Annotated in this window: 18 protein-coding genes and 1 other RNA gene; 5 read left to right on the forward strand and 14 right to left on the reverse strand. The window is 68.8% G+C overall.

Annotated elements, in window-relative coordinates; all coding sequences use genetic code 11:
• Position 1 precedes the first annotated feature (1 nt).
• Both mraZ and rnpB read right to left on the reverse strand, forming a co-directional pair.
• Positions 2-448, reverse strand: a complete 447-nt coding sequence (gene mraZ, locus HBF32_RS10625) for a division/cell wall cluster transcriptional repressor MraZ (protein ID WP_166699599.1) — start codon at positions 446-448, stop codon at positions 2-4.
• 387 nt (positions 449-835) lie between these two features.
• Positions 836-1,202: RNase P RNA component class A (rnpB, locus tag HBF32_RS10630), an RNA gene on the reverse strand.
• A 195-nt stretch (positions 1,203-1,397) separates the two neighbouring features.
• On the opposite strand from rnpB, the gene rsmI reads away from it, so the two are divergent.
• The 3 genes from rsmI (at position 1,398) to HBF32_RS10645 (ending at position 4,657) form a co-directional block, all read left to right on the forward strand.
• Entirely contained in the window at positions 1,398-2,225 is an 828-nt protein-coding gene (gene rsmI / locus HBF32_RS10635) for a 16S rRNA (cytidine(1402)-2'-O)-methyltransferase (RefSeq protein ID WP_166699600.1), read from the forward strand.
• A 230-nt stretch (positions 2,226-2,455) separates the two neighbouring features.
• The gene (locus HBF32_RS10640) at positions 2,456-4,255 is read left to right on the forward strand and encodes a penicillin-binding protein activator (RefSeq protein ID WP_166699601.1); all 1,800 of its coding nucleotides are present in this window, start codon (positions 2,456-2,458) and stop codon (positions 4,253-4,255) included.
• A gap of 30 nt (positions 4,256-4,285) precedes the next feature.
• Positions 4,286-4,657 (forward strand): YraN family protein, encoded by a 372-nt coding sequence (locus tag HBF32_RS10645; protein WP_166699602.1) that lies wholly within the window; start codon positions 4,286-4,288, stop codon positions 4,655-4,657.
• Positions 4,658-4,747: 90 nt separating this feature from the next.
• On the opposite strand, the gene HBF32_RS10650 is transcribed toward HBF32_RS10645, so the two are convergent.
• From HBF32_RS10650 to HBF32_RS10660, 3 genes are all read right to left on the reverse strand, one after another.
• The gene (locus tag HBF32_RS10650) at positions 4,748-5,437 is read right to left on the reverse strand and encodes an HAD family hydrolase (protein ID WP_166699603.1); all 690 of its coding nucleotides are present in this window, start codon (positions 5,435-5,437) and stop codon (positions 4,748-4,750) included.
• Positions 5,438-5,583: 146 nt separating this feature from the next.
• Positions 5,584-8,319 carry a putative bifunctional diguanylate cyclase/phosphodiesterase gene (locus tag HBF32_RS10655; protein ID WP_166699604.1) on the reverse strand — a complete coding sequence of 912 codons (2,736 nt, stop codon included), beginning with the start codon at positions 8,317-8,319 and terminating at the stop codon, positions 5,584-5,586.
• 59 nt (positions 8,320-8,378) lie between these two features.
• On the reverse strand, positions 8,379-9,155 hold the full coding sequence (locus HBF32_RS10660) for an iron-containing redox enzyme family protein (RefSeq protein ID WP_166699605.1): 777 nt from the start codon (positions 9,153-9,155) through the stop codon (positions 8,379-8,381).
• A 223-nt stretch (positions 9,156-9,378) separates the two neighbouring features.
• Between HBF32_RS10660 and HBF32_RS10665 the strand changes: the two genes are divergently transcribed.
• Positions 9,379-11,430 carry a M13 family metallopeptidase gene (locus HBF32_RS10665; RefSeq protein WP_166699606.1) on the forward strand — a complete coding sequence of 684 codons (2,052 nt, stop codon included), beginning with the start codon at positions 9,379-9,381 and terminating at the stop codon, positions 11,428-11,430.
• A 106-nt stretch (positions 11,431-11,536) separates the two neighbouring features.
• Here the strand turns inward: HBF32_RS10665 and HBF32_RS10670 are convergent, their stop codons facing one another.
• From HBF32_RS10670 to HBF32_RS10710, 9 genes are all read right to left on the reverse strand, one after another.
• Complete coding sequence (locus HBF32_RS10670) at positions 11,537-12,250, reverse strand: ABC transporter permease (RefSeq protein WP_166699607.1); 714 nt, start codon at positions 12,248-12,250, stop codon at positions 11,537-11,539.
• Positions 12,247-13,176 (reverse strand): ABC transporter ATP-binding protein, encoded by a 930-nt coding sequence (locus HBF32_RS10675; RefSeq protein WP_166699608.1) that lies wholly within the window; start codon positions 13,174-13,176, stop codon positions 12,247-12,249. The genes HBF32_RS10670 and HBF32_RS10675 overlap by 4 nt, the downstream gene beginning before the upstream one ends.
• Positions 13,173-14,297: an ABC transporter permease subunit gene (locus HBF32_RS10680; RefSeq protein WP_166699609.1), complete on the reverse strand. Its 1,125-nt coding sequence runs from the start codon at positions 14,295-14,297 to the stop codon at positions 13,173-13,175. The genes HBF32_RS10675 and HBF32_RS10680 overlap by 4 nt, the downstream gene beginning before the upstream one ends.
• Positions 14,294-15,196, reverse strand: a complete 903-nt coding sequence (locus tag HBF32_RS10685) for a glycine betaine ABC transporter substrate-binding protein (RefSeq protein WP_166699610.1) — start codon at positions 15,194-15,196, stop codon at positions 14,294-14,296. Before HBF32_RS10685 ends, HBF32_RS10680 begins: the two co-directional genes overlap by 4 nt.
• Positions 15,197-15,199: 3 nt before the next feature.
• Positions 15,200-17,800: a glycoside hydrolase family 31 protein gene (locus HBF32_RS10690; protein WP_166699611.1), complete on the reverse strand. Its 2,601-nt coding sequence runs from the start codon at positions 17,798-17,800 to the stop codon at positions 15,200-15,202.
• Positions 17,801-17,845: 45 nt separating this feature from the next.
• Positions 17,846-19,009, reverse strand: coding sequence for a GGDEF domain-containing protein (locus HBF32_RS10695; RefSeq protein WP_166699612.1), 1,164 nt, complete (start codon positions 19,007-19,009; stop codon positions 17,846-17,848).
• 56 nt (positions 19,010-19,065) lie between these two features.
• Positions 19,066-19,266 carry a hypothetical protein gene (locus tag HBF32_RS10700; RefSeq protein WP_166699613.1) on the reverse strand — a complete coding sequence of 67 codons (201 nt, stop codon included), beginning with the start codon at positions 19,264-19,266 and terminating at the stop codon, positions 19,066-19,068.
• 72 nt (positions 19,267-19,338) lie between these two features.
• Positions 19,339-21,042, reverse strand: a complete 1,704-nt coding sequence (locus tag HBF32_RS10705) for an ATP-binding cassette domain-containing protein (protein ID WP_166699614.1) — start codon at positions 21,040-21,042, stop codon at positions 19,339-19,341.
• A 4-nt stretch (positions 21,043-21,046) separates the two neighbouring features.
• A complete protein-coding gene (locus HBF32_RS10710) occupies positions 21,047-22,090 on the reverse strand; it encodes a phosphoenolpyruvate carboxykinase (ATP) (protein WP_240147819.1) in 1,044 nt (347 codons plus the stop codon).
• A gap of 140 nt (positions 22,091-22,230) precedes the next feature.
• Between HBF32_RS10710 and HBF32_RS10715 the strand changes: the two genes are divergently transcribed.
• Complete coding sequence (locus tag HBF32_RS10715) at positions 22,231-23,703, forward strand: B12-binding domain-containing radical SAM protein (RefSeq protein WP_166699615.1); 1,473 nt, start codon at positions 22,231-22,233, stop codon at positions 23,701-23,703.
• Positions 23,704-23,711 lie beyond the last annotated feature (8 nt).

Raw genomic sequence — 23,711 nt, forward strand, 5'->3', positions numbered from 1 at the left:
GTCACAACCGAAGGTCCGCCATGTCGTCGCTGATCTCGTCCTCGCCGATCGTCTGGCGGATCTTCGCGAGGTGGGCCTGTTCGCTCCAAAGCTCGAACTTGTTGCCCATGCCCAGCAGGACGGCCTTCTTTTCTATTCCGGCGGCCGCACGCTGGCTGGACGGCAGGAGGATGCGGGCGGCTCCGTCGGGTTCGACGATGGCCGCGGCACCCACCAGCTTCATCTGCAGCGCACGGTGGACGGCCTTCACGCTGGGGAGCGCGTTGACCTGGTCGCGCACCTGTTCCCATTCCGCGTACGGGAAGATCCAGAGGCACCCGGTTTCGAAGGGGTTGTAGGTAACGACCAGACGGTTCTTGCAGACGTCGGCCACCTCGTCCCGATACGAAGTCGGGATCGTCAGACGACCCTTGTCGTCGACCGTGATGGCTGTCTCGCCTTGGAACATGTTTGCTGGCCGCCCCACCAAATCCCACGATTTCTCACCGGGGCCCACGATAGTCTCGCCCCTTGAGACTGTCAAGGAAATTTTTCTTGTGAATCAAGGAGAAAGGCCACCTTCGCCGCTATTTCCAGCCATTTCTGAGGAACTGGTGGAAGGTGATTGAATCGTGGGGTTTTTTTGCGACGAACTTCGCGTTTCGAGAGGCTTGTGGAATGTGAAATCGCAGGGGGGAATGAACGGGGATTCATCCGAAGGCGAACGTGTAGGAGCCGCTATAGCGGCGAGGGGAACCTGCCTCGCCGCTTCATCGCTGCGTAGGCTTCTCGCCGCTATAGCGGCTCCTACAAGGAGACCGCGACGCCGGGGAAGCGGCGCCGCGGTACCTGGAAGAAAAGGAGTCGGCCTGTAAGCCGGGTTCTGTGCGTCTTGCGACGTGACAGTCATTCTTCTCGGCCTGGCGTCGCCGCCAGGCTCCAGCAACCTACCCGGGAACGACGCGGGCCGCGTCATGGTTCCCTTATTTGGTCTTGCTCCGGGTGGGGTTTACCGTGCCGTGCGACGTTGGCCCCGCACGCGGTGCGCTCTTACCGCACCCTTTCACCCTTACCTGATCCCCTATGAGGGGCCATCGGCGGTCTGCTCTCTGTTGCACTGGCCGTCAGCTCACGCTGCCCAGGCGTTACCTGGCACCCTGCCCTGTGGAGCCCGGACTTTCCTCGATGCGCACAAGGCGCAACGCGACTGTCCGGCCGACTCCGTGGGGAAGTATAGCCGCGAACCGCCTCTGTAGGAGCCGCTATAGCGGCGAGGGGGCATGCCTCGCCGCTTCATCGCTCCGTTGGCTTCTCGCCGCTATAGCGGCTCCCACAGTTACGGCATGCTCCCTCGCCGCTATAGCGGCTCCTACAGGCGCGCTAGAATCGATGGCTGCGATTCACTCCGGCCTTGCCTCATGTCCCCCTCCCGCCCAGGCACCCTCCATGTCGTCGCCACGCCCATCGGCCATCGCGACGACATCGGCGCGCGCGCCATCGAGACCCTCCGGCGGGCGAAGGTGATCGCGGCCGAAGACACCCGGCATACGCGGCCCTTGCTCCAGCACCTCGGCGTCGACACGCCGCTGGTCGCCCTGCACGACCATAACGAGCGCACGGCCGTGGACGGTCTCCTGGAACGCCTGCGCGGCGGGGACGACGTCGCCCTCGTCTCCGATGCCGGGACGCCGCTGATCAGCGACCCCGGCTTCCGCCTGGTCCGCGCTGCGCGGGCGGCCGGCTTCCGGGTGAGCCCGGTACCGGGCCCGAGCGCGGTCGTGGCGGCCTTGTCCGTGGCCGGACTTCCGAGCGACCGCTTCATCTTCGAAGGTTTCCTGCCCGCGAAGGCGGGTGGGCGCCGCTCGCGCCTTGGCGAACTGGCAGGCGAGGCGCGAACGCTGATCTTCTACGAGTCGTCGCACCGCATCCTCGAATCGCTCGAGGACATGCGCGGGGCCTTCGGCGCGGACCGCGAGGCCGTGGTGGCGCGCGAGCTGACGAAAATGTTCGAAACCGTCCTCGACGGTACGCTCGACGATCTCGTTCGCCAGGTCGCGGCCGATCCGAACCAGCAGAAGGGCGAATTCGTGGTGATGGTCGCCGGGCGCGAAGCCGGCGAGGACGAGCGGCTGGCGGAGGGCCTGCGCGTGTTCGCGATCCTGAAGGACGAATTGCCCCCGGCCAAGGCGGCGAAGCTGGCGGCGGCCATCACCGGTGCGCCGCGCAAGGCGCTCTACGGCGCCTGACTCCGTTCAGGAGCCGCTGTTTTTGTGGGAGCCGCTTCAGCGGCGATGGGTGCTTGCGACAAGCTTGCCCGCTGCCGCGGGATCGCCGGCGTAGCCGGCTCCTACACGGAGCAGGCTTTCGCTATTGCACAAGGAAACGGCCCGCCTCACGCCGGCCTCGCGAATCGATGGGCTATGATCCGGACGTTTCGGCGTCCTGTGGCGCCCGTGCAGCCAAGGAACATCTTTCGATGCGATCGATCCGTGCGACCACCCTCGGCCTCCTGCTTTCCGCCGGCCTTGCCGGCTGCGTGACCCAAGGCGGCGTGCAGCATGGGGCGCCGCCTTCGGGCGCGGCCACGCAGGCCGCGCAGGCGCTCTACACCAAGGGCCAGTTCGACCAGGCCGCACAGGCCTACCTCGCCCTGGCCGACCAGGACGGCAGCCATCGCGACTATTACAAGCTGCTCGCGGCGGAGGCTTATCGTCAGGAGGGCGCGCTCGACCGCGCCGCACCCATCGTCGCCGATATCCGCCGCTCGCGGCTCGAAGGCGAGGACGCCCTGCGTGTCGACGCGCTCCGGGCGGAAATCGCCCTGAAGAACAACGACGCGAAAACGGCGTTGTCGCTTACCGGAAAGCCTTCCGCCCGCGTATCGCCACAGATCGACCAGCGTCTCGCCGAACTTCGCGCGCGGGCACAGGCCGCCGCGGGCGATGCCTGGAGCGCGGCGCAGACCCGTATCGAACTGGACGGCGGGCTCCGCGGCATCGACCGCGAGCAGAACCGCAGGGAAATCCTCGCCCTGCTCACCGGCCTCGGCGCCCAGCCGCTGGCGGAACGGGGTAGCGCCCTTCCCGCCGACGACCCGATGAAACCCTGGGTGGTCGAGGCCCAGGCCCAGCTGGGCAGTGTGACCCGCTCGCCGGCCGTGCTCGACCAGGCCGTGGGCACCGTGACCGGCGACAAGGGTGTGCGCGAAGGCTACAAGGTGCCGACCAAGGTCGCCTTGCTGCTGCCGCTTTCCGGCCCCCTCGCCGGCGCCGGCACGGCGATCCGCGACGGCTTCTTCGCCAACTACCTCGAGTCGGCGCAAAACGGGGCACCGCGCCCCGAGGTGGCGGTGTACGACTCCGGCAACGATGCCCAGCACGTCGTCGCCGCTTATGACAAGGCCGTGGCCGAAGGCGCACGCTTCGTCATCGGCCCACTGAACCGCGACGGCGTCTCCGCCATCTTCGCCAAGGGCGCGTTGCCCGCGCCGATGCTCACGCTGAACTACCCGAACGACAACAAGAACCTTCCGCCCGCGGGCGCCAACGAATTCGGCCTGCTGCCGGAAACGGAGGGCGCGCAGGTGGCCGACCACATGGCCGACCGCGGCATGCGCAACGCCACCGTGATCGTCTCCACCGACGACTTCGCCCGCCGCGCCGGCAACGCCTTCAAGGCCGAATGGCAGGCGCGCGGCGGCACGCTGGCGGGCCAGGTGACCCTCGATTCGGGGAGCATCGACTTCGCCTCGCAGCTGTCCGAGCCGGTGGACCAGGATCCCGCCACCAGTGGCGTCTTCATCAGCATGAAGCCCCAGCAGGCCCGCCTGCTGCTCCCGCAGCTGCGCCTCGCGAAGAACACGCTACCGGTGTTCGCCACCTCGCACATCTACGGGGGCGGCGACGATCCGACGGCGGATCGCGATCTTGAAGGGGTCGAGTTCTGCGATGCACCGTGGCTGTTCGACGCGCAGCCGGGCCTGCCGCGCCGCGCCGCGCTGAACGACGCACTGCCTGCGACCCGCGGCGTGGCCGCACGCCTGTTCGCCTTCGGCATGGACGCATGGGGCCTGGTGCCGTACATCGACTGGATGCGCGGCCACCCCGGCAGCTACCTGCCGGGTGCCACCGGCCAGCTGGTCGCGGACGAGTTCGGCCGCGTGCGCCGCGTACTCATCTGGGCGCGCTTCGCCGACGGCGTGGCGCGACCGGTCGCGGGTAGCCTCGAACTCGAAGCGCCTGCCACGGCCCCGGACGTCGAGAGCGGCGGCGGCTGATCCCGGCGGGTGCGAACCAGGAGAGTTCGCTTGGCCCCGCCCGCAAAGAAGACCACGGCACGTCGCGCCACCGGCAACCGCTTCGAAGACACCGCGCGCGAGTACCTCCAGGCGCGGGGCCTGCGCCTCGTGCACGCCAATTTCCTCTGTCGGCACGGCGAGATCGACCTCGTGATGCGCGACGGCGAGACCCTCGTCTTCGTCGAGGTCCGCTTTCGCCGCAGCGGCGCGTTCGGCGGTGCGCTGGGCTCGGTCACGATGGCCAAACGGCACAAGCTCGTCAGCGCCGCACACCTCTGGCTGGCCTGGCATCCGCGGGACGCGCGCCGCCCCTGTCGTTTCGACGTGATCGCCTTCGAAGGCGACGAGGTGGAATGGGTGCGCGCCGCTTTCGAGGCCTGAGCGCCTTCTTCTGTAGGAGCCGCTACAGCGGCGGGAAGCCAACGGAGCGATGAAGCCGCGAGGCACGTCCCCTCGCCGCTATAGCGGCTCCTACAGCTGTTTCGCCAAGCGCTCGGGTAGGAAATCCTCGCGGCGCATCTTCGCCAGTTCGGCCACGGTGTCGATGGCGATGTCCGGCGGCGTCTCTTCCAGTTCCTTGCCCGCCGCGGCCGCGTAGTGACCCTGTTTCACGAAGACCGTCGTCACCTTGTCGCCCAGCAGTTTCTTCATCGCGACGAGGATGCGCGGCTTGTCGTCGACCATCACGTAGTGGTCCGCGGGATACCGCGCGCGCATGTCGTCGAGCATCTCTTCCTTGTGCACGTAGATCAGCACATCATTCGCGAACGCGTCCCACAGGCCCGCTCGGCGGATCTTGCGCGGCTGGAACACGGTGTCGCCGTCGGACAGGATGACCGGGCGTCCCATCGTGCGCAGGTGCGCGACGGTTTCCGGAACGCCCGGGAAGCGGCGCTCGTCGAACGGGTAATCGAGCAGGAAGAACGACAGGCGCATGTAGGCGGGATCGCCGCCCTTGCCGCGCAGTTTCTGCAAGGCACCCAGGTAATCGGCATAACCCACCTCGGCGCGGATCTGCTTGTCGACAGCGGCATAGCGCGCGGGGCCTTCGGCACCGAGTTCGCGCTCCAGCCGCGCGGCGAGGTCGGCGCTGAAGCGGTCGTTGTCGATGAGCGTGTTGTCGACGTCGAAGAGGAAGACGATGGGGTCGTGGGTGGACACGGTGGATCCTTGGACGAAGGAGGCCCATCATCCCATGGAGACTGCCACTCCGGATTGTAGGAGCCGCTACAGCGGCGAGGGGACATACGTCGTCGCTTCACCGCTTCGTGGGCTTCTCGCCGTTATAGCGGCTCCCACAGGTGAGATCAGGCGCGTTTGGGCGGTACCAGCGACAGGCGCTTGCCTTTCGTGGCCTTCGGGGCGAGGAGGCGTTCGATCTCGTCGGGCGGAAGCGGGCGGGAATACAGGAAGCCCTGGCCTTCCTGGCAGCCCGCGCGGAGCAGGAACTCGTGCTGGGCTTCGGTTTCGATGCCCTCGGCGATCGTATGCAGGTCGAGGCTGCGTGCGATGGCCACCATCGCCTCGGTGATCGCCACGTCGTTCGCGTTCATGGGCAGGCCGCTGACGAAGGAACGATCGATCTTCAGGTAGGCCACCGCCGGCAGCTTCAGGTACGCGAGCGAGGAGTACCCGGTGCCGAAGTCGTCGATCGCCACGGCCACGCCGAGGTTGTGCAGGGTCTGCATCGCGCGCTGGGTATCCTCGCCCAGGCGCAGGATGGCGCTCTCGGTGAGTTCGACGAGCAGGCGCTTGGGGTGCACGCCGCTCACGCGCAGCGCCTGGGCGATCCCATGCAGGAAATCCGGATGGCCGAACGAACCCGCGGAGACGTTGACCGCCAGGCGCAGCGACGGCAACCGCGCCTCGTCCCAGGCGACCAGCTGGCGGGAGGCGTTCTCGAGCACCCACTGGTCGATCTGGCGTATGAGGCCAAGGCTCTCGGCGATGGGAATGAATTCGTCCGGCGCGATCTGCCCGCGCTCGGGATGCCGCCAGCGGATCAGTGCCTCGACGGCGACGATGCGGCCGCTCTTCATCTCCACGCTGGGCTGGTAGACGAGTTGGAATTCGTTCCGCGACAACGCCTGGCGCAGCTCCGAGGCGAGCTTCAGGCGGCGCCGCGCATCGGCGTGCATCTTCGGCGTATAGAAGCGCAGCGCGTTGCGCTCCTCGGTCTTGGCGACGTACATCGCGGCGTCGGCGTTGGCGATGAGCGTCACCGCATCGTTGCCGTCCAGCGGGTAACCGGCAATGCCGATGCTGGCGCTGACGAAGAGTTCGTAATCGCCCAGGTCGAACGGCCGTGCCAGCGCGGCCAGCATGGCCTCGGCCACCAGCAGCGCTTCCTCGCGCGAACGCAGGTCCGCCAGCAGCACGGTGAACTCGTCGCCGCCGATGCGGCCCGCCACGTCGTGCGGCGCGAGCTGTGCGCGGATGCGCTCGGCCACGCGCATGAGCAGGGCATCGCCGATCGCATGGCTGTAGCTGTCGTTCACCACCTTGAACGCGTCGAGGTCGACGAACAGCACGGCGACCGCACCGCGCTCGTGCGCGGCGCGCGTAATGGCCTCCGCGCAGCGCCTCTCGAATTCGGAGCGCGTGACCAGCCCGGTCAGCGGATCGTGCGTGGCCAGGTGCTGCAGCCGCTGGCGGTCGGCCTTGCGGGCCGTGATGTCGGACACCACCGCCACGTAGTGCTGTGGACGGCCATCGCGGTCGCGGATGGTGCTGATGCTCATCAGTTCGGGATACGTCGTGCCGTCCGCGCGCCGGCTCTCCACCTCCCCCAGCCAGTTGTCGCCCGCGGCGATGTCGTCCCACAGCGTCTGCGGCAGGGGCCGGCCGTCCGCCAGGGTGCGCGTGGCGTCGAAGCGCGTGCGGCGCAGGGCCTGCGCGGGAAAGCCGGTGAGCTTGACGTGCGCGGCGTTGGTCGTCGTCACGCGGCGATCGGCGTCGGCGATGATCACGCCCTCGGCGATGCTGGCCAGCGCCTCGGCCGCGATCTTGCGTTCCTGCTCCATTGCCACGCGATCGGAGATGTCGCGCACGATCGCCTGCGAGACCTGGCGCGCGCCCCACGCGACGAGGCTGCTCTGCGTTTCCACCGGCCGGGTGCCCCCGTTCACGTCGCGCAGGAGTCCCTCGCCCGATTCCGGCGAGCCGTCCACGAACAGGCTGGCCAGTTCCACGCCGGTGAGATCGGCGCGCGCGCAGCCCAGCCAGGTGGCCGCGCGGTCGTTGGCGTCGAGGATGTGGCCGCTCTCGCGGTCCACCATGAAGATCGCGTCGGCCGCGCTGTCGAACAGCAGGCTATAGCGCTCCTCCGTGCCGCGAATGCCTGCCAGGATGCGCTGGGCCATGCGCAGCCAGAGCAGCGAGGCCAGGGCGGCCACCCCGAGCACCGTGAAGAAGAGCACGCGGCCCAGCCAGGAGGCGCCGTTGGCGATGTCGAGGGAGAAGGCCTTGGCGCGCGGCTCGATGTAATCGTTCAGTGCGGCGATGCGGTCGCGTTCCGCGGTGGCGTCGCCGGACTGAAGGGAGCCCGACCGGTAGCCTTCCTCGAGGCGGTCGGCGATGGTCGCCAGCTCCAGGAGGCTCGTATCGACGGAACGCCACTCGGCCACGGCTTCGCGTACGTAAGGCATGCCGGAGAAATACTGGAAAATGAACACCATGCCCGGAATGGCTTCGGGGATGACCCCGCCCCGGGCGAAGGCGGCCTCGACCTCCGTATGCGAGAAGTCGCCGCCGGCGATGGCGTCGCGCGCCTCGCGGTCGGCCAGGAGCACCGCGTAGTTCCGGCGGAATCCGGCGAGATCGCCAGGCCGGCCATGGGCGGCGTACTCGTCCAGGTCGATCACCGCCTGTTTCTGCGCCTTGGACCAGAGACTCTCGCCGTTGAGGAAACCGGCGAGGGTCACCTGGGTCTGCAACGCGACCCACGTCAGGGTGAGGACCAGCCCCACGACCACCACGAGCGCATAGGCCAGGGGCCTCAGGCGGCGTGACAACGGTTGTTGGTGGCTGGCCTCGAGGCGCATCGGATCCTCTTGTTCCCGAACCTGACGGATAGTGCGCTACTTGGCGCCCAACTTGCGAGTCATGCAGCCGCCTCGTTCCACTTGCGGACCGGGGCCAGCGCGTCCATGCAACGATCGAGGGTGATACTCATGCTCACGTAGCTGCGGCGTACACACTCCCTGATGTGTTCCACCTGGTCCGCCGGCGGGTTGGCGCCGAGCAGCGTGCACACGATTTCCAGCGCCTCCCACGGATGGGTATCGTCATAGGCCGCGTGAAGCTGAAGCCAGCGAAGCCCGGCTTTTCGGCCGGAAATCGGCAGGCTTTCGGCATAGGTCGTGCTTTCGTACACGATCTGCGACCAATCGCCCGTCGCCCCCTCCACCGCATAGTTGGTCGCGGCGATGCCCGCGGCCAGCGAGTCGTTGCGGCTCACCTCCTCGCACCAGTCGGCCAGGGCCTGGCTGCCCTTGGGCGGCTCGGCGCCGAACACGTCCTCCCGCGACACGCCCGAGCTCTCGGCCCAGTTGAGCCAGTATTCGGCGTGGTTCTGCTCCACCCGGATGTTGCGGACCAGCCAGCGCCGGGCGAGGTCGTCGCCGGGGCTGCGGCCATAGCGGGTCTTCAGCAGGCTGTGCGACATGTAGCCGGGGAAGCGCTCGATCACGGGCCAGACCCCGACCATGAAGTTGCGGGTAGTCTGCCGGTCGAGCGTGGCGGCGCGCATGGCCGTCCACATATCGTGGCTGACGATACCGCGACGGGCATCCTCACAGGACGCGACCATGTCCTGTGCCCAGATCGGATAGCTCGCGATATCGGTCTGCGGACCGGTCAGTTCGAAACGTGCGTTCATAATGATCTCCCTAAAGATCTGCCAAGGATGGTCGGGCGAGCCCGGGCGACCCGCGACTCGCCCCGAGACCGGCCCCCTTGCGGGGCCGGACGGCCATTAGCTCACATCGCCCGTACCGCTTCGTCGGCACGCGGGGATGGCCTTGCGCCTAGTCCATCGGTCATGGACACAAGTCGAACGGCGGCGACTATCGTGGGCGTACCAATCACCAAGGGTTCCGTCCATGGCCACTATCCACCGGCTCCTAGCCGCCTCGATCGTTTGCGGTCTCGCATCGACGGCCGCCCTCGCCACCCCGCCGTCGGGCATCGACCTCAAGGGCATCGACCACGCGGTCCAGCCCGGCGACGACTTCGACGGGTATGCCAACGGCGCCTGGAAGAAGACCGCCGAGATCCCCGCCGACCGGGCCAGCACGGGTGTCTTCCTCGAGGTGTTCCAGAAGGCGGAGAAGCGGAACGCGGACCTCATCAAGGCCGCCGGCGAAGGTCATCCCGCCGCGGGCAGCAACGAACGCCTGATCGCCGACTACTACAAGGCGTACATGGATGAGGGCGCCATCGAGAAAGCGGGGCTGAAGCCCCTCGAACCCACGCTGTCGGCCATCGACGCCATCAAGGACAAGGGCCAGCTCTCCACCGCGCTCGGTGCCCAGCTGCGCGCCGACGTGGACCCGATCAACGCGACCCACCTCGAGACCGAACACCTGCTCGGCCTGTTCGTCACGCAAGGCCTGGAAGATCCCTCGAAGAATGTCCCGTACCTGCTCCAGGGCGGACTGGGCATGCCCAACCGCGACTACTACCTGAAGAACGACAAGGACATGGTCGAGGCGCGCACGAAGTACGCCGCCTACGTCCAGGCCATCCTGACCCAGGCCGGTACGCCCGATGCGGCGGCCAAGGCGAAGGCCATCGTCGCGCTGGAAACCAAGCTCGCCCAGGCGCAGCTCTCCATCGTCGAAAGCGAGGACATCCACAAGGCGAACAACCCCTGGCCGCGCACCGCCTTCGCGACGAAGGCGCCGGGCATCGACTGGAATGCCTACTTCAAGGCGGCCGGCCTGGACGACCAGCCCACCTTCATCGTGTGGCAACCCTCGACGGTCACGAAGTTCGCCTCCCTCGTCGCCAGCGAACCGCTGGATACCTGGAAGGCCTGGATGCGCTTCCACACCATCAACGAGAACGCCGCGGGACTCCTGCCCAAGGCCTACGACGACCTCGCCTTCGGCTTCTACGGCAAGACGCTCACCGGCACGCCGAAGCAGCGCGACCGCTGGAAGCGCGGCGTGAGCCGGGTGAACGTCGACCTCGGCGATGCCGTGGGCCAGATCTACGTCAAGAAGTACTTTCCCGCCTCGTCGCGCGCGGAAGTGCAGGACATGGTGAAGAACATCCTGAAGGCCTTCGACGAGCGCGTGGACACGCTCGACTGGATGTCGGCGGCCACGAAGGAAAAGGCGAAGGCCAAGATCGCCACGATCAAGGTCGGCGTCGGCTATCCCGACACCTGGCGCGATTACTCGAAGCTGGAGATCCGCCCGGACGATCCGCTCGGCAACCACGAGCGCGCCGAACTTGCCGAATATCGGCATCAGGTCGCGAAGCTGGGTAAGCCCGTGGACCGCGACGAATGGTGGATGACCCCGCAGACGGTGAACGCGGTGAACCTGCCCCTGCAGAACGCGCTCAACTTCCCGGCGGCGATCCTCGAGGCCCCGTTCTTCGATCCGAAGGCTGACCCGGCGGCGAACTACGGTTCGATCGGCGCCGTCATCGGCCACGAGATCAGCCACAGCTTCGACAACACCGGTGCCGAGTTCGATGCGCAGGGCCGCCTCGCCAACTGGTGGACCCCGGCCGACGAGAAGCACTTCAAGGAAGCCGGCCAGCGCCTGGTCCAGCAGTTCAACCAGTACGAGCCGCTGCCCGGCCTGCACATCAACGGCCAGCAGACCCTGGGCGAGAACATCGCCGACGTGTCCGGCCTCGCCATCGCGTATGCGGCCTACAAGGAGAGCCTGGGCGGCAAGCCGGCCCCGACGATCGACGGCCTCACCGGCGACCAGCGCTTCTTCCTCGCCTTCGCGCAGTCGTGGCGGACGAAGACCCGCGACGCCGCGCTGCGCCAGCAGGTGATCGGCGACGGTCATGCACCGGGCGAGTTCCGCGCGCAGACGGTGCGCAATCTCGACCCGTGGTACGACGCGTTCCAGCCGAAGCCGGGGCAGAAGCTCTACCTCGATCCGAAGCAGCGCGTGCGGATCTGGTAAACCACCCAGTGGGAGCCGCAGTAGTCTTGTAGGAGCCGCTATAGCGGCGAGGGACCATGCCTCGCCGCTTCATCGCCCCGTAGGCTTCTCGCCGCCATGGCGACTCCTACAAAGCGCGGCGCAGTCGACGTTCCAGAACTGCCAAAGCGCCATCCACCGTCAGCGCCAGCGCGCCGACCAGCAACGCGCCCTGCACGACATAGGCCGGATTGTTCCCCACCAGTCCCTCCACGATCGGCGAGCCCAGTGTGGTCGCGCCCACCGCCGAACCGATGGTCGCCGTACCGACGCCGACGATGGCCGATAGCCGTACGCCGGCCATGACCGGCCCCGCCGCCAGTGGCAATTCCACGTCGAGCAGGCGGCGCCAGCGTCCGTAACCCATGCCGTCCGCCGCGTGCAACGCGGCCGGCGACACCTGGTCGAGGCCCGCCACAGTCTGCCCAAGCACGGGAAGCACGCCGTAGAGCACCAGCGCGAGCAAGGTAGGTGCGGCACCGAATCCCAGCAAGGGCACGGCGATCGCCAGCACGGCCACGGGCGGCACCGTCTGGCCGATGACCGCGACCGCGCGGACGGTCGGCAGCAGCGAACGTCCCGCCGGACGCGTGGCGACGATGCCGAGCCCGAGGCCGACGGCCACCGCCACCGAGGTGGCGGCCGCGACGAGGCCCAGGTGCGCCAGCGTCAGGGCGAGGAACGACGTACGCGTGTAGAGCGGATGCGACAGTTGTGGCTGCCAGGCGTGGAACCACCCGGCCGCGTGTGGCAGTCCCAGCAACAAGAGGACGAGCACGGCCAAGGGCGCGACAACCCTCATGCGCCACGCGCCACGAGGTCGATGAGCACGATCGCGCCGACGGCCACGCCATGCTCGCGTACCGGCAGTCGGTCGCGGCCCTGAGCGAGCATCGCGCCCAGCGCCTCCTGCAATGTGGCGCTCGCCTCCACCGGTTCGCCTTCCGCGGACTCGCCGCGACGCATGTTCTCCCCCACCGTGCGTACGGCGAGTTCGCGCAGGCGCGCACGCGTGCCGCCGACGAACTCGCGCACCCGCTCGTCGGCGGGGTTGTGAATCAGTTCGAGGGGCTTGCCGACCTGCACCAGGCCACCGTCCAGCATCAGCCCCACGCGATCGCCGAGACCGAAGGCCTCGTCCATGTCATGGGTGACGAAGAGGATCGTCGTGCCCATGTCGCGCTGGATCGCCTTCAGGCTGCCTTGCAGCGATTCGCGCGTCAGCGGATCGAGCGCGCCGAAGGGCTCGTCCATCAGCACGATGCGCGGTCGCGCGGCGAGCGCCCGCGCCACGCCGACGCGCTGCTGCTGGCCGCCCGACAGCGTATGCGGATAGCGCCCGGCCATCCCGGGCTCGTCGAGGCGCAGCAGCTCGATGAGCTCGTCGACACGCGCGCGGATATCGGCTTCCGACCAGCGCAGCAGGCGTGGCACCGTGGCGATGTTCTCCGCCACGGTGCGATGCGGAAACAGGCCCACGGACTGGATGGCGTAGCCGATGCCGCGACGAAGGGCCTCGACATCGCGCATGGCGACATCCTCGCCGTCCACGCGCACGCATCCCGCGTCGACGTGGACGAGGCGATTGACGGTGCGCAACAGCGTGGACTTGCCCGATCCCGAGGGCCCCACCAGCACGAAGAACTCGCCATCCTCGATGCGCAGCGAGAGGTCGTCGATCACCACATGCTCGCCGAAACGCTTGTGGACATGGTCGAACTCGATCATGCGCGCCGCTCCGTGAGGGCCAGCAGCCCCTGGAAAAGAAGGTCGACGGCCAGGGCCATGACGATGATGGCGAGCGTGCCCAGCGTCACCATGTCCATGGCCCCCTGCCCGATGCCGAGGAAGACGAAACGGCCGAGACCGCCGGCGCCGATCAGCGCGGCGACGGCCGCGAGCCCGATGGTCTGCACGGCGACGATGCGCAACCCGGCGAGCAGCACCGGCCAGCCGAGCGGCAATTGCACCCGCAGCAGCAACTGCGAGCGGCTCATGCCGAGACCGCGCGCCGCTTCGCGCGCATCGCCCGGCACGGCGTCGAGACCCGCGACGGTATAGCGCACCACGGGAAGCAGGGCATACAGCAGCAAGGCGAACACCGCCGGTGCCGCGCCGGTGCCGCCGAAACCGAGCGCGCCGAGCGCCGGCCATGCGCGCGCCAGCCACGCGAACGGTGCGATCAGCAAGGCGAAGAGAGCCAGCGACGGCACGGTCTGCAGGAAGGCGAGGACACCCACCAGCACGCCGTCGCCGCGGCGCCTGCGCCACGCCCACCATCCCAGCGGCGCGCCGATGGCGAGCGCCAGTGCGAGAGTGATCGCGGCGAGGCGCAGGTGCGCCACAGCCGCCGCCGCGAATGGCGCGCGTTGCGCCTGCCACTCGCGCACGAGCGCCAGGCTGTCGAACGCCCCGGTCGCGAAGGCCAGGACGACGGCAGCGAAGGCGGCAAGCCACGCGCCGGCTTGCACCGCCCGATGCATGCCGCGCAGCCGGTCGAGCAGGAGCAGGGCCGCGGCAAGCCATTGGACCCAGAAGCCGGCCCCGAGCTGCACCCTTGCGAAGGGGCTGGCATGCGCGAGGATCAGGCGGGCATCCGTGCCGGCGAGCAGGGGCAAGCCGACCAGGCCGGCCCAGGCGAGGGCGGCCACGAGCACGCGCCTGCCCGGAAAGGCGAGCAACATGCACGCTGCGGCGAATAGCCACGCGCCCGCCATCGACCCTACATGCGGACTCAACGCGTCGCCGGACAGGAGGCGATTCGGCGCGACATGCAGGAACGCCGGCAGGGAGGCCGCGACCATGCCGACGAAGGCGAGCACGAATACGGGCAGCGCGGCAGCCTTCACTTCAGCAATCCCTGCGAACGGAGGTAGCCCTCGGCTACCTTGGCGGCATCCTCGCCGTCGATCTGCGTCCGCGCGTTGAGTCCGCGCAACACTTCCGCGGTCAACGGGCGGAATGCCGCCTCGAGCGGCGCGCGCACTCCCGGGTAACGCCGCAGCACGTCCTCGCGGAACACGGGAGCCGGCTGGTAAACCATCTCCACGTGCGCGGGGTCCGCAAGCACCACCAGGCCCGTCACCGCGATCGCGCCGTCGGTGGAATACACCATGCTCGCATTCACGCCGGAAATTCCTTCCGCCGCGGCCTTGATCGTCGCCGACGTATCCCCGCCCGCCAGCACGAGCAGCTGGTCGCCGCGCAGGTCGAACCCGTACGCGGACTGGAAAGCCGGCAGCGCCGCATCGCTCTCCACGAACTCCGCCGAACCGGCCAGCAGCACGTCGCCGCCGCCGTTCGCCCAGCGCGCGAAGTCGCGCAGGCTGCGCAGGCCCTCGCGTTTCGCCACGTCGCCGCGCACGCCTATCGCCCAATGGTTGTCGGCGGGAGCGGGCGTCAACCAGACGAGGCGATTGGCGGCGAGATCCAGCGAGGCGGCGAGCGCATAGGCCTTGCCCGCGTCGCGAAACGCCGGATCGCTTTCGCGATGGAAGAAGAACGCCGCATTGCCCGTGTACTCCGGATAGACGTCCAGGTCGCCGTTGAGCAACGCGCGGCGGACGATGGATGTCGGTCCCAGCTGCGTGCGGTCGATCACCGGCACACCCTGATGGCGAAGCACCTGCAACACGAGCTGCCCGAGCAGTGCACCCTCGTTGTCCGCCTTCGATCCCACGCGGACGGGTTCCTGCGCGTGCACCGCGCAGGCGACGAGGACGACGAGGAAGGCGGCGAGGCGGCGCAACGCTCAGCGTCCCAGCATGTCGTTGAATCCACGCTTGAATGCCTCGTCGATCGGCGTCGCGTCCACGCTCGCGGGCAACCCGGCAAAGCGTGCCTCGAACGCCCTCACCGCCTCGGCGAAGCGCTCCGGCCTGCCCTCGTCGTCGCCTTCGTCCACGGCATAGGCAAGGACGCGGGCGCCCTGCCCGGCAAGGTCGACGTCGTCGGGCAGCGCCGAGACGTCGCCCCACACTTGCTTGAGGTACTTCACGGCGTCGCTCGCGCGGCGCATGCGGTGCAACAGCCCTTCCGGCGGCGCATGCTCGGGCGCGAATCGGGCGACGACGTCCTGCGCCTCGTCCACCGGCACCGCGCCGAGGTCCACGCGGATGCAGAGCCACGCTGCGTCGAAGAGCCACGTACGCGGCCGGGGTTCGGCGCTGTAAGGCAGGATCTCGCCGTTGACCTCGATGCGTTCGGGAATGCCGGCGTCGAGGAACTCGACGACGTAGGCACGCGAAGCGGGCTGGCCGCGATAGCGGCCGTCCATGCCGTCGATGTGGACGCGGTGGACCTGGCCGTCACGCCGGTTGCGCACCCGGGTACGCGCGAATTCGCCGCGCCGGTAGCCCTGGCTCGTACCGTCGTCGTCGTAGAGTGAGGTGCAGCCTTCGGCGCCGGGAAACACCTGGAGGATCAGCGTATCGGGCACGCTGGCCAGGTCGCGCAGGCCTTCCGGATAGAGCGGCACCACGCTTCCCGGGTGAACGAAGATCGGAATTTCGCCGAGCGTGTACGACCGCTCGAGCACGCCGCCGCCCTCGAACGACTCGGCGCCGTCGCGGCTGTACCAGCGGCCGGGCGGCAGCCACACGGGGAACGGCGCGGTGCCATCGGCACCGGCGGGCACCGTCACCGGCGCGACGAGGATGTCGTTGCCGAACATGTACTGGCCCGGATACGCATACGCTTCCTCGTGCTCGGGCCAGTGGTAGTACATGGGCCGTACGATCGAGACCCCGGTGTCGTAGGCGTGGCGCGCCGCGGCGTAGATGTACGGGGCGAGCTGGTAGCGCAGGCGGATCGCCGCGAAGATCGCATCGCCGCACGGAGGGCCGAAATGCCACGGCTCCTTGTGCAGGCTCGCCTCCTTCGCCGAATGCGTGCGCAGCACGGGGCTGAACACGCCGAGCTGCATCCAGCGTGCGTAGAGCTCGGGCTCCAGGTGGCGCTCGGGGCGCGGAATCTTCTTGTCGAAGGTGTGCCCGCCGATGTCGTGGCTCCAGTACCCGTAGAGCACGTTCGAGGCCATGGACGTGAAATGCGGCTGGTAGGCCAGCGACGCCCAGGAGATCACGCTGTCGCCGGAGAAGCCGATCGGATAACGGTGGTTGCCCAGGCCGCCCCAGCGATGGTAGATGAGGCCGCGGCGGTCGCCGTCGCGCTGCATCTCGGTGAAGAACACATGGTTGAGCCACCAGGTGTTGGAGAGGCCCGGAAGCGCCTTCGACTCCGGCCACTGCTGCCAGTCGAGCCACCAGAAATCCACGCCCTGCCTTTCCAGCGGATCGAGCACCGTGTCGAACAGCGCGCGCATGTATGGCTGCGACGCGCCCTCGAACGGGATGGGCGCCTGCGTGGACGTATCCCACGACAGCGCCCGCGCCATCGCCTCGTAGCGCTCCTCGTGCGGCATCATGCCGGAGGCGGGATGCAGGTTGAGCGTGATGCGCAGGTTCTGCCCGCGCGCCCAGCGCATGAAGGCCTTCGGATCGGGAAAGAGGCTGCGATTGAAGGTATAGCCGGTCCAGCCCGAGGGTTCGCCGAAGACGTCCTTGTGTTCGTGACCCACCCGCAGCGACAAGCCTGGCGTCGTGTGCCAGTCCATGTCCAGCACGAGCACGTCGAGCGGAATGCGTTCTTTCTCGAACCGGGCGCCGAGCGTGCGCAGTTCCTCGTCGGAGTAGTTCCAGTACCGCGACCACCAGTAGCCGAACACGAAGCGCGGCGGAAGCGGCTGGGGGCCGGCGATCGCGGCGAAGTCGGCCAGCGCCGCGCGGTAGTCGCGGTCGTAACCGAAGAAGTACAGGTCCTGGCGCTCCCCCGGCGGCCGCTCCGTCACCCAGTCCGCGCCGTCGATACCGAAGCTTTCCGTGTCGTCGATCACATGCCAGCCGTCGCGCGCGATGAGGCCGTCCTCCAGCGGCAGCTTGCTGCCGTCCTGCCACGTGTCGCCCTCGTAACGGTCCAGCGTGCGGTAGGTACCGCCAAGATTCGCCTTCTGGGCATCGCCGGGATTCCATGTCACCGCCTCGCCGGCGCGGCGGACGAGGATGGCGAGGTTGGCGGCGGCGAAGCGTCCGCTGTGCTTTTCGTAACGGACCCGCAGCGGACCGGTGTCGATCTCGATGAAACGGTCGTCCTCGACAAGCGTGAAAGGTGGAACGTCCAAGCCCCGGCGCACGACGATCTGCGTGCGGCCATCGCGGAACGCCTTGCCGGCGCTCCACTCCAGGCGCACGAGGCGCGGCGTGAGCACGGTGAAACGTACCTCGCCGCGCTCGACGACGGCCTCGGGCCTGGCTGCCGCACCGGCATCCGATCGGCTCTGTGTCGTGGCTTCCATGGGCTGGGGTCACCTCTTCGCGAAACGGAGGTGGGCCATTATGACTCAGAGCCGCACGCAGCGATTGCGTCCTTCGCGCTTCGCCGCATAAAGCGCGCGATCCGCACGATCGAACGCATCCGCCGCACGCTCGTGCGCCTCGAACCGCGTGATGCCGCCGGACATCGTCACCGTCACCGGTTTCGAACTCGCATGGAAGGCCAGCCTTTCCACCGTCGCGCAGAGGCCTTGCGCCAGTGTTTCGGCGTCGGCCGGCGACGTGCGATGGAACACCGCCACGAACTCCTCGCCGCCGTAGCGGGCGACGAAGGCGCGGCCGTCCAGCTCGCGCGCGAGCGTCTGGCCGACGATGCGCAATACGGCGTCACCGGCGGCGTGACCGTAGGTGTCGTTGATGGATTTGAAATGATCGATGTCGAACGCGCCGACGCACGCCATCGCGCCTTCGCGCACTTCGCGCTCGACCTCGACCATGCGCCGCTCGTACGCGAGCCGGTTCGGCAGGCCGGTAAGGCCATCGGTCAACGCCAGTTCGTGCTCGCGACGCAGCGAATCCTGCAGCGTGGACGCCTGGCTTTCCAGCTCCTCCACGCGATCGCGCATGCGTTCGGCGCGGTCGCGATAGGCGGCAAGCCTGGCATCCTCGCGATCGCGGTAGTCGCGGAAGTGGCGGTCGATGAGCGAAAGGCGCTGGCTCACCTCGGCCTGCAGGCTCGCGAGGTCGCCCGCGGCCAGCGTCCTCTCGCCAAGCGCACGCATCTCTTCGCGCACGCGGGCATCGAGCTCGCGGCTTCCGCCCTCTTCCGTCCGGGCTTCTTCCAGCTCGGCGGCGAGATAGCGGGTCATGTCGCCGAGACGCGCACTCACCATGGCGAGGAGATCCTGCAGCCGTGCGATGTCGGCACGCAGCGCCTCGACGGTGGCGGCATCCACGCCGGCATCGGGCGGCAACGCCTCGTCCATCCGCGTGACGGCTTCGGCCAGCGCTTCCAGCAGCGGCTCGATCGACGCGGGCGACGGCGTGCCGCGCAGTTCGGAGGTCAGGCGTTCGAGCAGCGCCTCGATGTCGCCGCCGGCCGGCCTGACGAGCGCCGCGAGACGCAGCGACAGACGGCGCAGCAGCTCCTCGACGGCGCGAAATTCGCGCTCGTCGCGTTCCATCCGCTCGAGCGCAAGATGGTATTTGCGCTCCCAGACATCCTGTTCCAAGCAATTCCCCAATCCGAGTGACCCTGGCCTTGCCGCATCCTACGCCGAAGCGGGTATCAGCCGGTGACCGGGCGGAGCATGCGGCAGATGCCCGTGATCGGGCGGTGCGGCGCACAGGGGTCGGCATGCCACGGATCGTTGCGCTGGTGCGCGGCCGCCTCGGCGAACGAGGGACGGCCCGCGCCTCCCGCCACGCCCGCGGCGAACGAGAGCAGGATGCCTGCGACGAAGGCAACGGTACGGGTCCGGGTGCGCATGGCTTTCTCCCCTGTAGGCGATGCCGACGGTAGGACCACCGCCGCCGGGAGACAATAGACCGAACGGCTGGATCAGACCGGGGTGGTAACGGGGCGGCGCGACACCGTCGCCCGGTCGCTGTCGATGGCGATGGACTGATCGGCCAGGACCGCGACGCCGGGGCGATGCGAGACCACGAGGAGGATCGTGCTTGGAAGCCGGCGCTTCAGCGCCGCCAGCACGTTCAGTTCCGACGCCGCGTCGAGGGCGCTGGTGGCCTCGTCCAGTACGGCCAGCCGCGGCCGGCGCAGGATCACCTGGGCGAGCAGGAGGCGCTGCAACTCGCCACCGGAGAGCCGGCTGGAAGCATCGGCGAGCGCGGTATCGAGGCCTTCCGCGCTGTCGTCCAGGCGACGATCGAGGCCCACGTCGGCCAGGGCCTCGCGCAGCGTGGCGTCGTCCGCATCCGGTGCCGCCCATGCCAGGCATTCGCGCACGGTGTGCTGCCAGAGCCGGACGCCCTGGCTGACGTACGCACCCTTGCTCACCAGGGCGCGATAGGCCTCGAAGCCGAGGCTCGCCCGCCCCGCGCGCGCGGAGAAGGCTTCCGGCGGCGCCATGCCTGCGAGGACGTCGACGAGACTGGTCTTGCCGATGCCCGAATCGCCGCAGACGAGCGTGAGTTCGCCGGGTATCAGCTCGAGGTCCGCGACCTCGATCCCGCGTACCGGCGGCCGGACGAGCATCCGCTCGATATGGACGGGCACGGCGCCGGGCAACTCGGCGGCACCGGAGGCAGCGCGCCGCGGCGTCGCCAGTCCCATGTACCGCCGCCACAGTTCGATCGCCGGCACCGCCGAGCGCAGCTGCTGGAAACTTTGCCGCGTGGTGGCGACATAAGGCAGCAGACGCCCGAGCAGCAGGCAGACGGCCACCAGCGACGCGGTGTCGATGCCGTGCCAGCGCCGCGCCAGCATGAAGAGTCCCGCGATGCCGGCAGCGGAAACCAGTTCGAGCACCAGTCTTCCGGACGCGATCAACTCGAGCTGGCGCGCATAACCATGGGCCAGCCCGGCGGCGACTTCGCCGTAGCTCGCCTTCTCCGATGCCTCGCGCCCGAACGAACGCACATGACGCAGGCGGCGCGGCAGATCCTCGCTGTGCCAGAACAGGCGCGTCATGCCGGCCACATAGGCCCTGCCCACCTCGGCCTGTTCGCGGCCGAAGGCGCGCGAGGCCAGCAGGCCCGCCACGGCGAACACCGGCACGGCCAGCATCAGCGGCGGCGATACCCAGAAGGCTAAGGCGAGGTTCACCGTCGCGGTGCTGCCGGCGACGAGCAGTTGCTGCAGCGCGCTGAACCCCTGCACCGCGATCTCGGCGTTATGGGTGAGCACGTTGGCGATCTCCGCCGAGGTGGCGTCCGCCAGCGCGGGAAGGGGCGCATCGACCAGGCGCGCCTGCACGCGGCGGCGCAGTGCGAGGCCGTAACCCGCGGTGAGCCGCGCGCCCAGACGCGATGCCTGCCAGCGCAGCAGGGCGAAGACGGCGGTCGCGAGCGCGAAGATGGCCGCCGGCGCATCGCTGTCCGGTGCCGGCAGGAGGAAACGCGGCAAGGAAAGGCCGTGCGCCGGCTGCACCAGCGGCACGAGCAGCAGTGCCGCCACGCTGCCGGCCAGGGCCGAACCCAGTGACAGCGCGACGTAGATCGCGATCTTCGGCCGATCGCCCCGCGGCAGCGTGTCCAGGAGGGCGCGCAGCGGCGGCGGGGTGCGGACGTCCGGACCGGCGGCCATGCCGTCAGCCCGCCGGGCGGGCGCGGTCCAGGAGCCCGCCCACGGCCCGGATCGCATCGCGCGGATGCGGCGCCCGACGCAGGCGGTAGACGCCGCCCCGCCTGATCCGCTGCACGAAGCGATCCCAGCCGGCGTGTCCCGAGGCGTAGGGCTGGTCGGCCGAGAGCATCGGCGCGACGAACTCCCAGGGAACCGGCGCAAGCAGGTCGTCCGGCCCGTGGGCGGACTCGCCGGAGACGAAGACGGTAGCGGCGAGGCGCAGCGGAGCCTTCGCGCAAGACGCGTCCCGCTCGCGCAGGTCCGCCTCGTACTTCGCGACGCCGCTGCGTCGGTGGATGACCGGCGACTTCCGGATCCACTCGCGCACGGCGGGATCGTCGACGAAGCGCAGCGTGTCCTCCTTTACGTGGAGGAAGTTGGGCACCCCGGTCGCCAGCAGGCTCTCCGGATGCGCGAAGACGCTGTCCTCCGCGAGCAGGTCCATGCCATCGACGAGGCCTTGCAGTGTCAGCGTCGACTTGCCCGCGCCGCTGGGACCCAGCAGGAGCACGCCGAGCCCGTCCCTTCCGATGCACGCCCCGTGCAGCGGCACCAGGTTCAGCACGCGCGGGGCGAGGAGGAACACGGCGAACTCGAGCAGTTCGTAACGCACGTGGTAGCGGAACGCGAGCATGTCCTCGGAAACGACGATGAGCCCCCGGCGCTGCGCGGGCGCGAGCACCATGTAGTTCGACGCGTCGACGACACCGCAGAGCAAACCCCGACCACCCTGCATGCGCACCGGCGGCGGCTCCGTGACGTCCGCTGCCGCCTCGCGCGGCACCACGCGCAGTTCGATATGGAATTCGGGGGAAAGCCCGGGAAAGCGCTGCGCGGGGAGGCTCCCATACGCCGCCTCGACCAGTTCGAGAAAGGCGATGCTGTCGCTTTCGAAACGGAACCGGGCGCCGAGCACCTGCCGGCTCATGCAGATCGCCGGGCGCAGGCGTTCCCCGAATGGATCGGAGAGCGGATCGTCGCGCAGGGAAACATCGCTGGGGAACATCATTGCCGGTCGGTCGTCCTCTGGCCGGAGCCCACGGACCCGTGGGTGCCCCTCGCACCGGGAATGGTTGCTCGTTCGCGGAGGCAACCTCCCCGGGTGAGCGCGGCACTTACGGCCATGATTCCGTTCGAGGCTGCCGACCGATGCTGAAGATCCAGATGGGTCACTCCTATTTCCTTCGCTACGACAGGAAGCAATGGGAGCGCGGCAAACCCTATCCGCCGCTGGCGACCATCCAGGTCGCGGCGTTGCTGCGTCGCATGGGCCACGAGCTGTCGCTTTTCGATGCCATGCTGTCCGATGGCGTCGAGGACTACATGCCGGCGTTCGTGCAGGCGGCACCGGACCTCGTCGTCTTCTACGAAGACAATTTCAACTTCCTTACGAAGATGTGCCTGGGCCGCATGCGCGAGGCCGCGTGCCGCATGATCGCCGAAGCGCAGGCCGCCGGCGCCCGCGTGATCGTCGCCGGCTCCGACGCCTCCGACCAGCCCGAGCCGTTCCTCGCCGCCGGCGCGGACGTCGTGCTGGTCGGCGAAGGCATCGCCGCGCTGACCGCGCTCGTGGAGCGGCTGGAGCGCCACCCGCACATCGACGACGATGCCTGGACGGCGGGCCTGCCGGGCGTCGCCACCCTCGTGGACGGCGCCGTACGCAAGGGGCATGTCGGTCCGCAGCCGCCCGATCCGCGCGTGGTGGGACAACCGGCGTGGGACCTGCTCGACATCGATCGCTATCGCGATTTCTGGCGCGAGCGGCATGGTTACTTCAGCCTCAACATGGCCGCGTCCCGCGGCTGCCCCTTCCGCTGCAACTGGTGCGCGAAGCCCATCTGGGGAAACCATTACAACCAGCGGACCGCGCGGGACGTCGCCGCCGAGATGACCTGGCTCAAGCGAACCTACGCGCCGGACCACATCTGGATGGCCGACGATATCTTCGGCTTCCGTGCCGACTGGGTCGGCGAATTCGCGCAGCACCTGCACGACGAGGACGGGTCGATCCCGTTCACCATCCAGACGCGCGCCGACCTCGCCGGCGAACGGATGTGCGCCGCGCTCGCGAAGGCCGGTTGCGCCGAGGCGTGGATCGGCGCGGAAAGCGGCAGCCAGCGCGTGCTCGACCGCATGACCAAGGGCACCCGCGTGCCGGAACTCATCGGTGCCCGGCGCCGCCTCGGCGCATACGGCATCCGCGTCGGCTTCTTCATCCAGCTCGGCTATATCGGCGAGCAGCTCGACGACCTGCTGGCCACGCGCGACCTCGTGGTCGACGCCTCGCCCGACGATATCGGCGTGAGCGTGTCCTATCCGCTGCCCGGCACGACGTTCTTCGAGGAAGTGAAGGCGCAACTCGGCCACAAGACCCACTGGGACGACAGCGCCGATCTCGCCATGATGTTCCGCGGCGCGTACGACTCCGACTTCTACCGCGGCTTCCGCGACCTCCTCCACGAACAGGTGACGCGCCAGCAGGGTGCGGCGGATGCCGCCGCCGAGGCCGCGCTGCGCAAACGCTGGGACGCCCTGATCGCGAGCGAACGCGCGCACCGCAGCGAACGACCCACGCTGCCATCGTCCCTGGCGATGCAGAGCGTCGCCCTGCCCTTCGTCTGAGGTGCGCC

The organism is Luteibacter yeojuensis, from assembly GCF_011742875.1.
Lineage (GTDB): Bacteria > Pseudomonadota > Gammaproteobacteria > Xanthomonadales > Rhodanobacteraceae > Luteibacter > Luteibacter yeojuensis.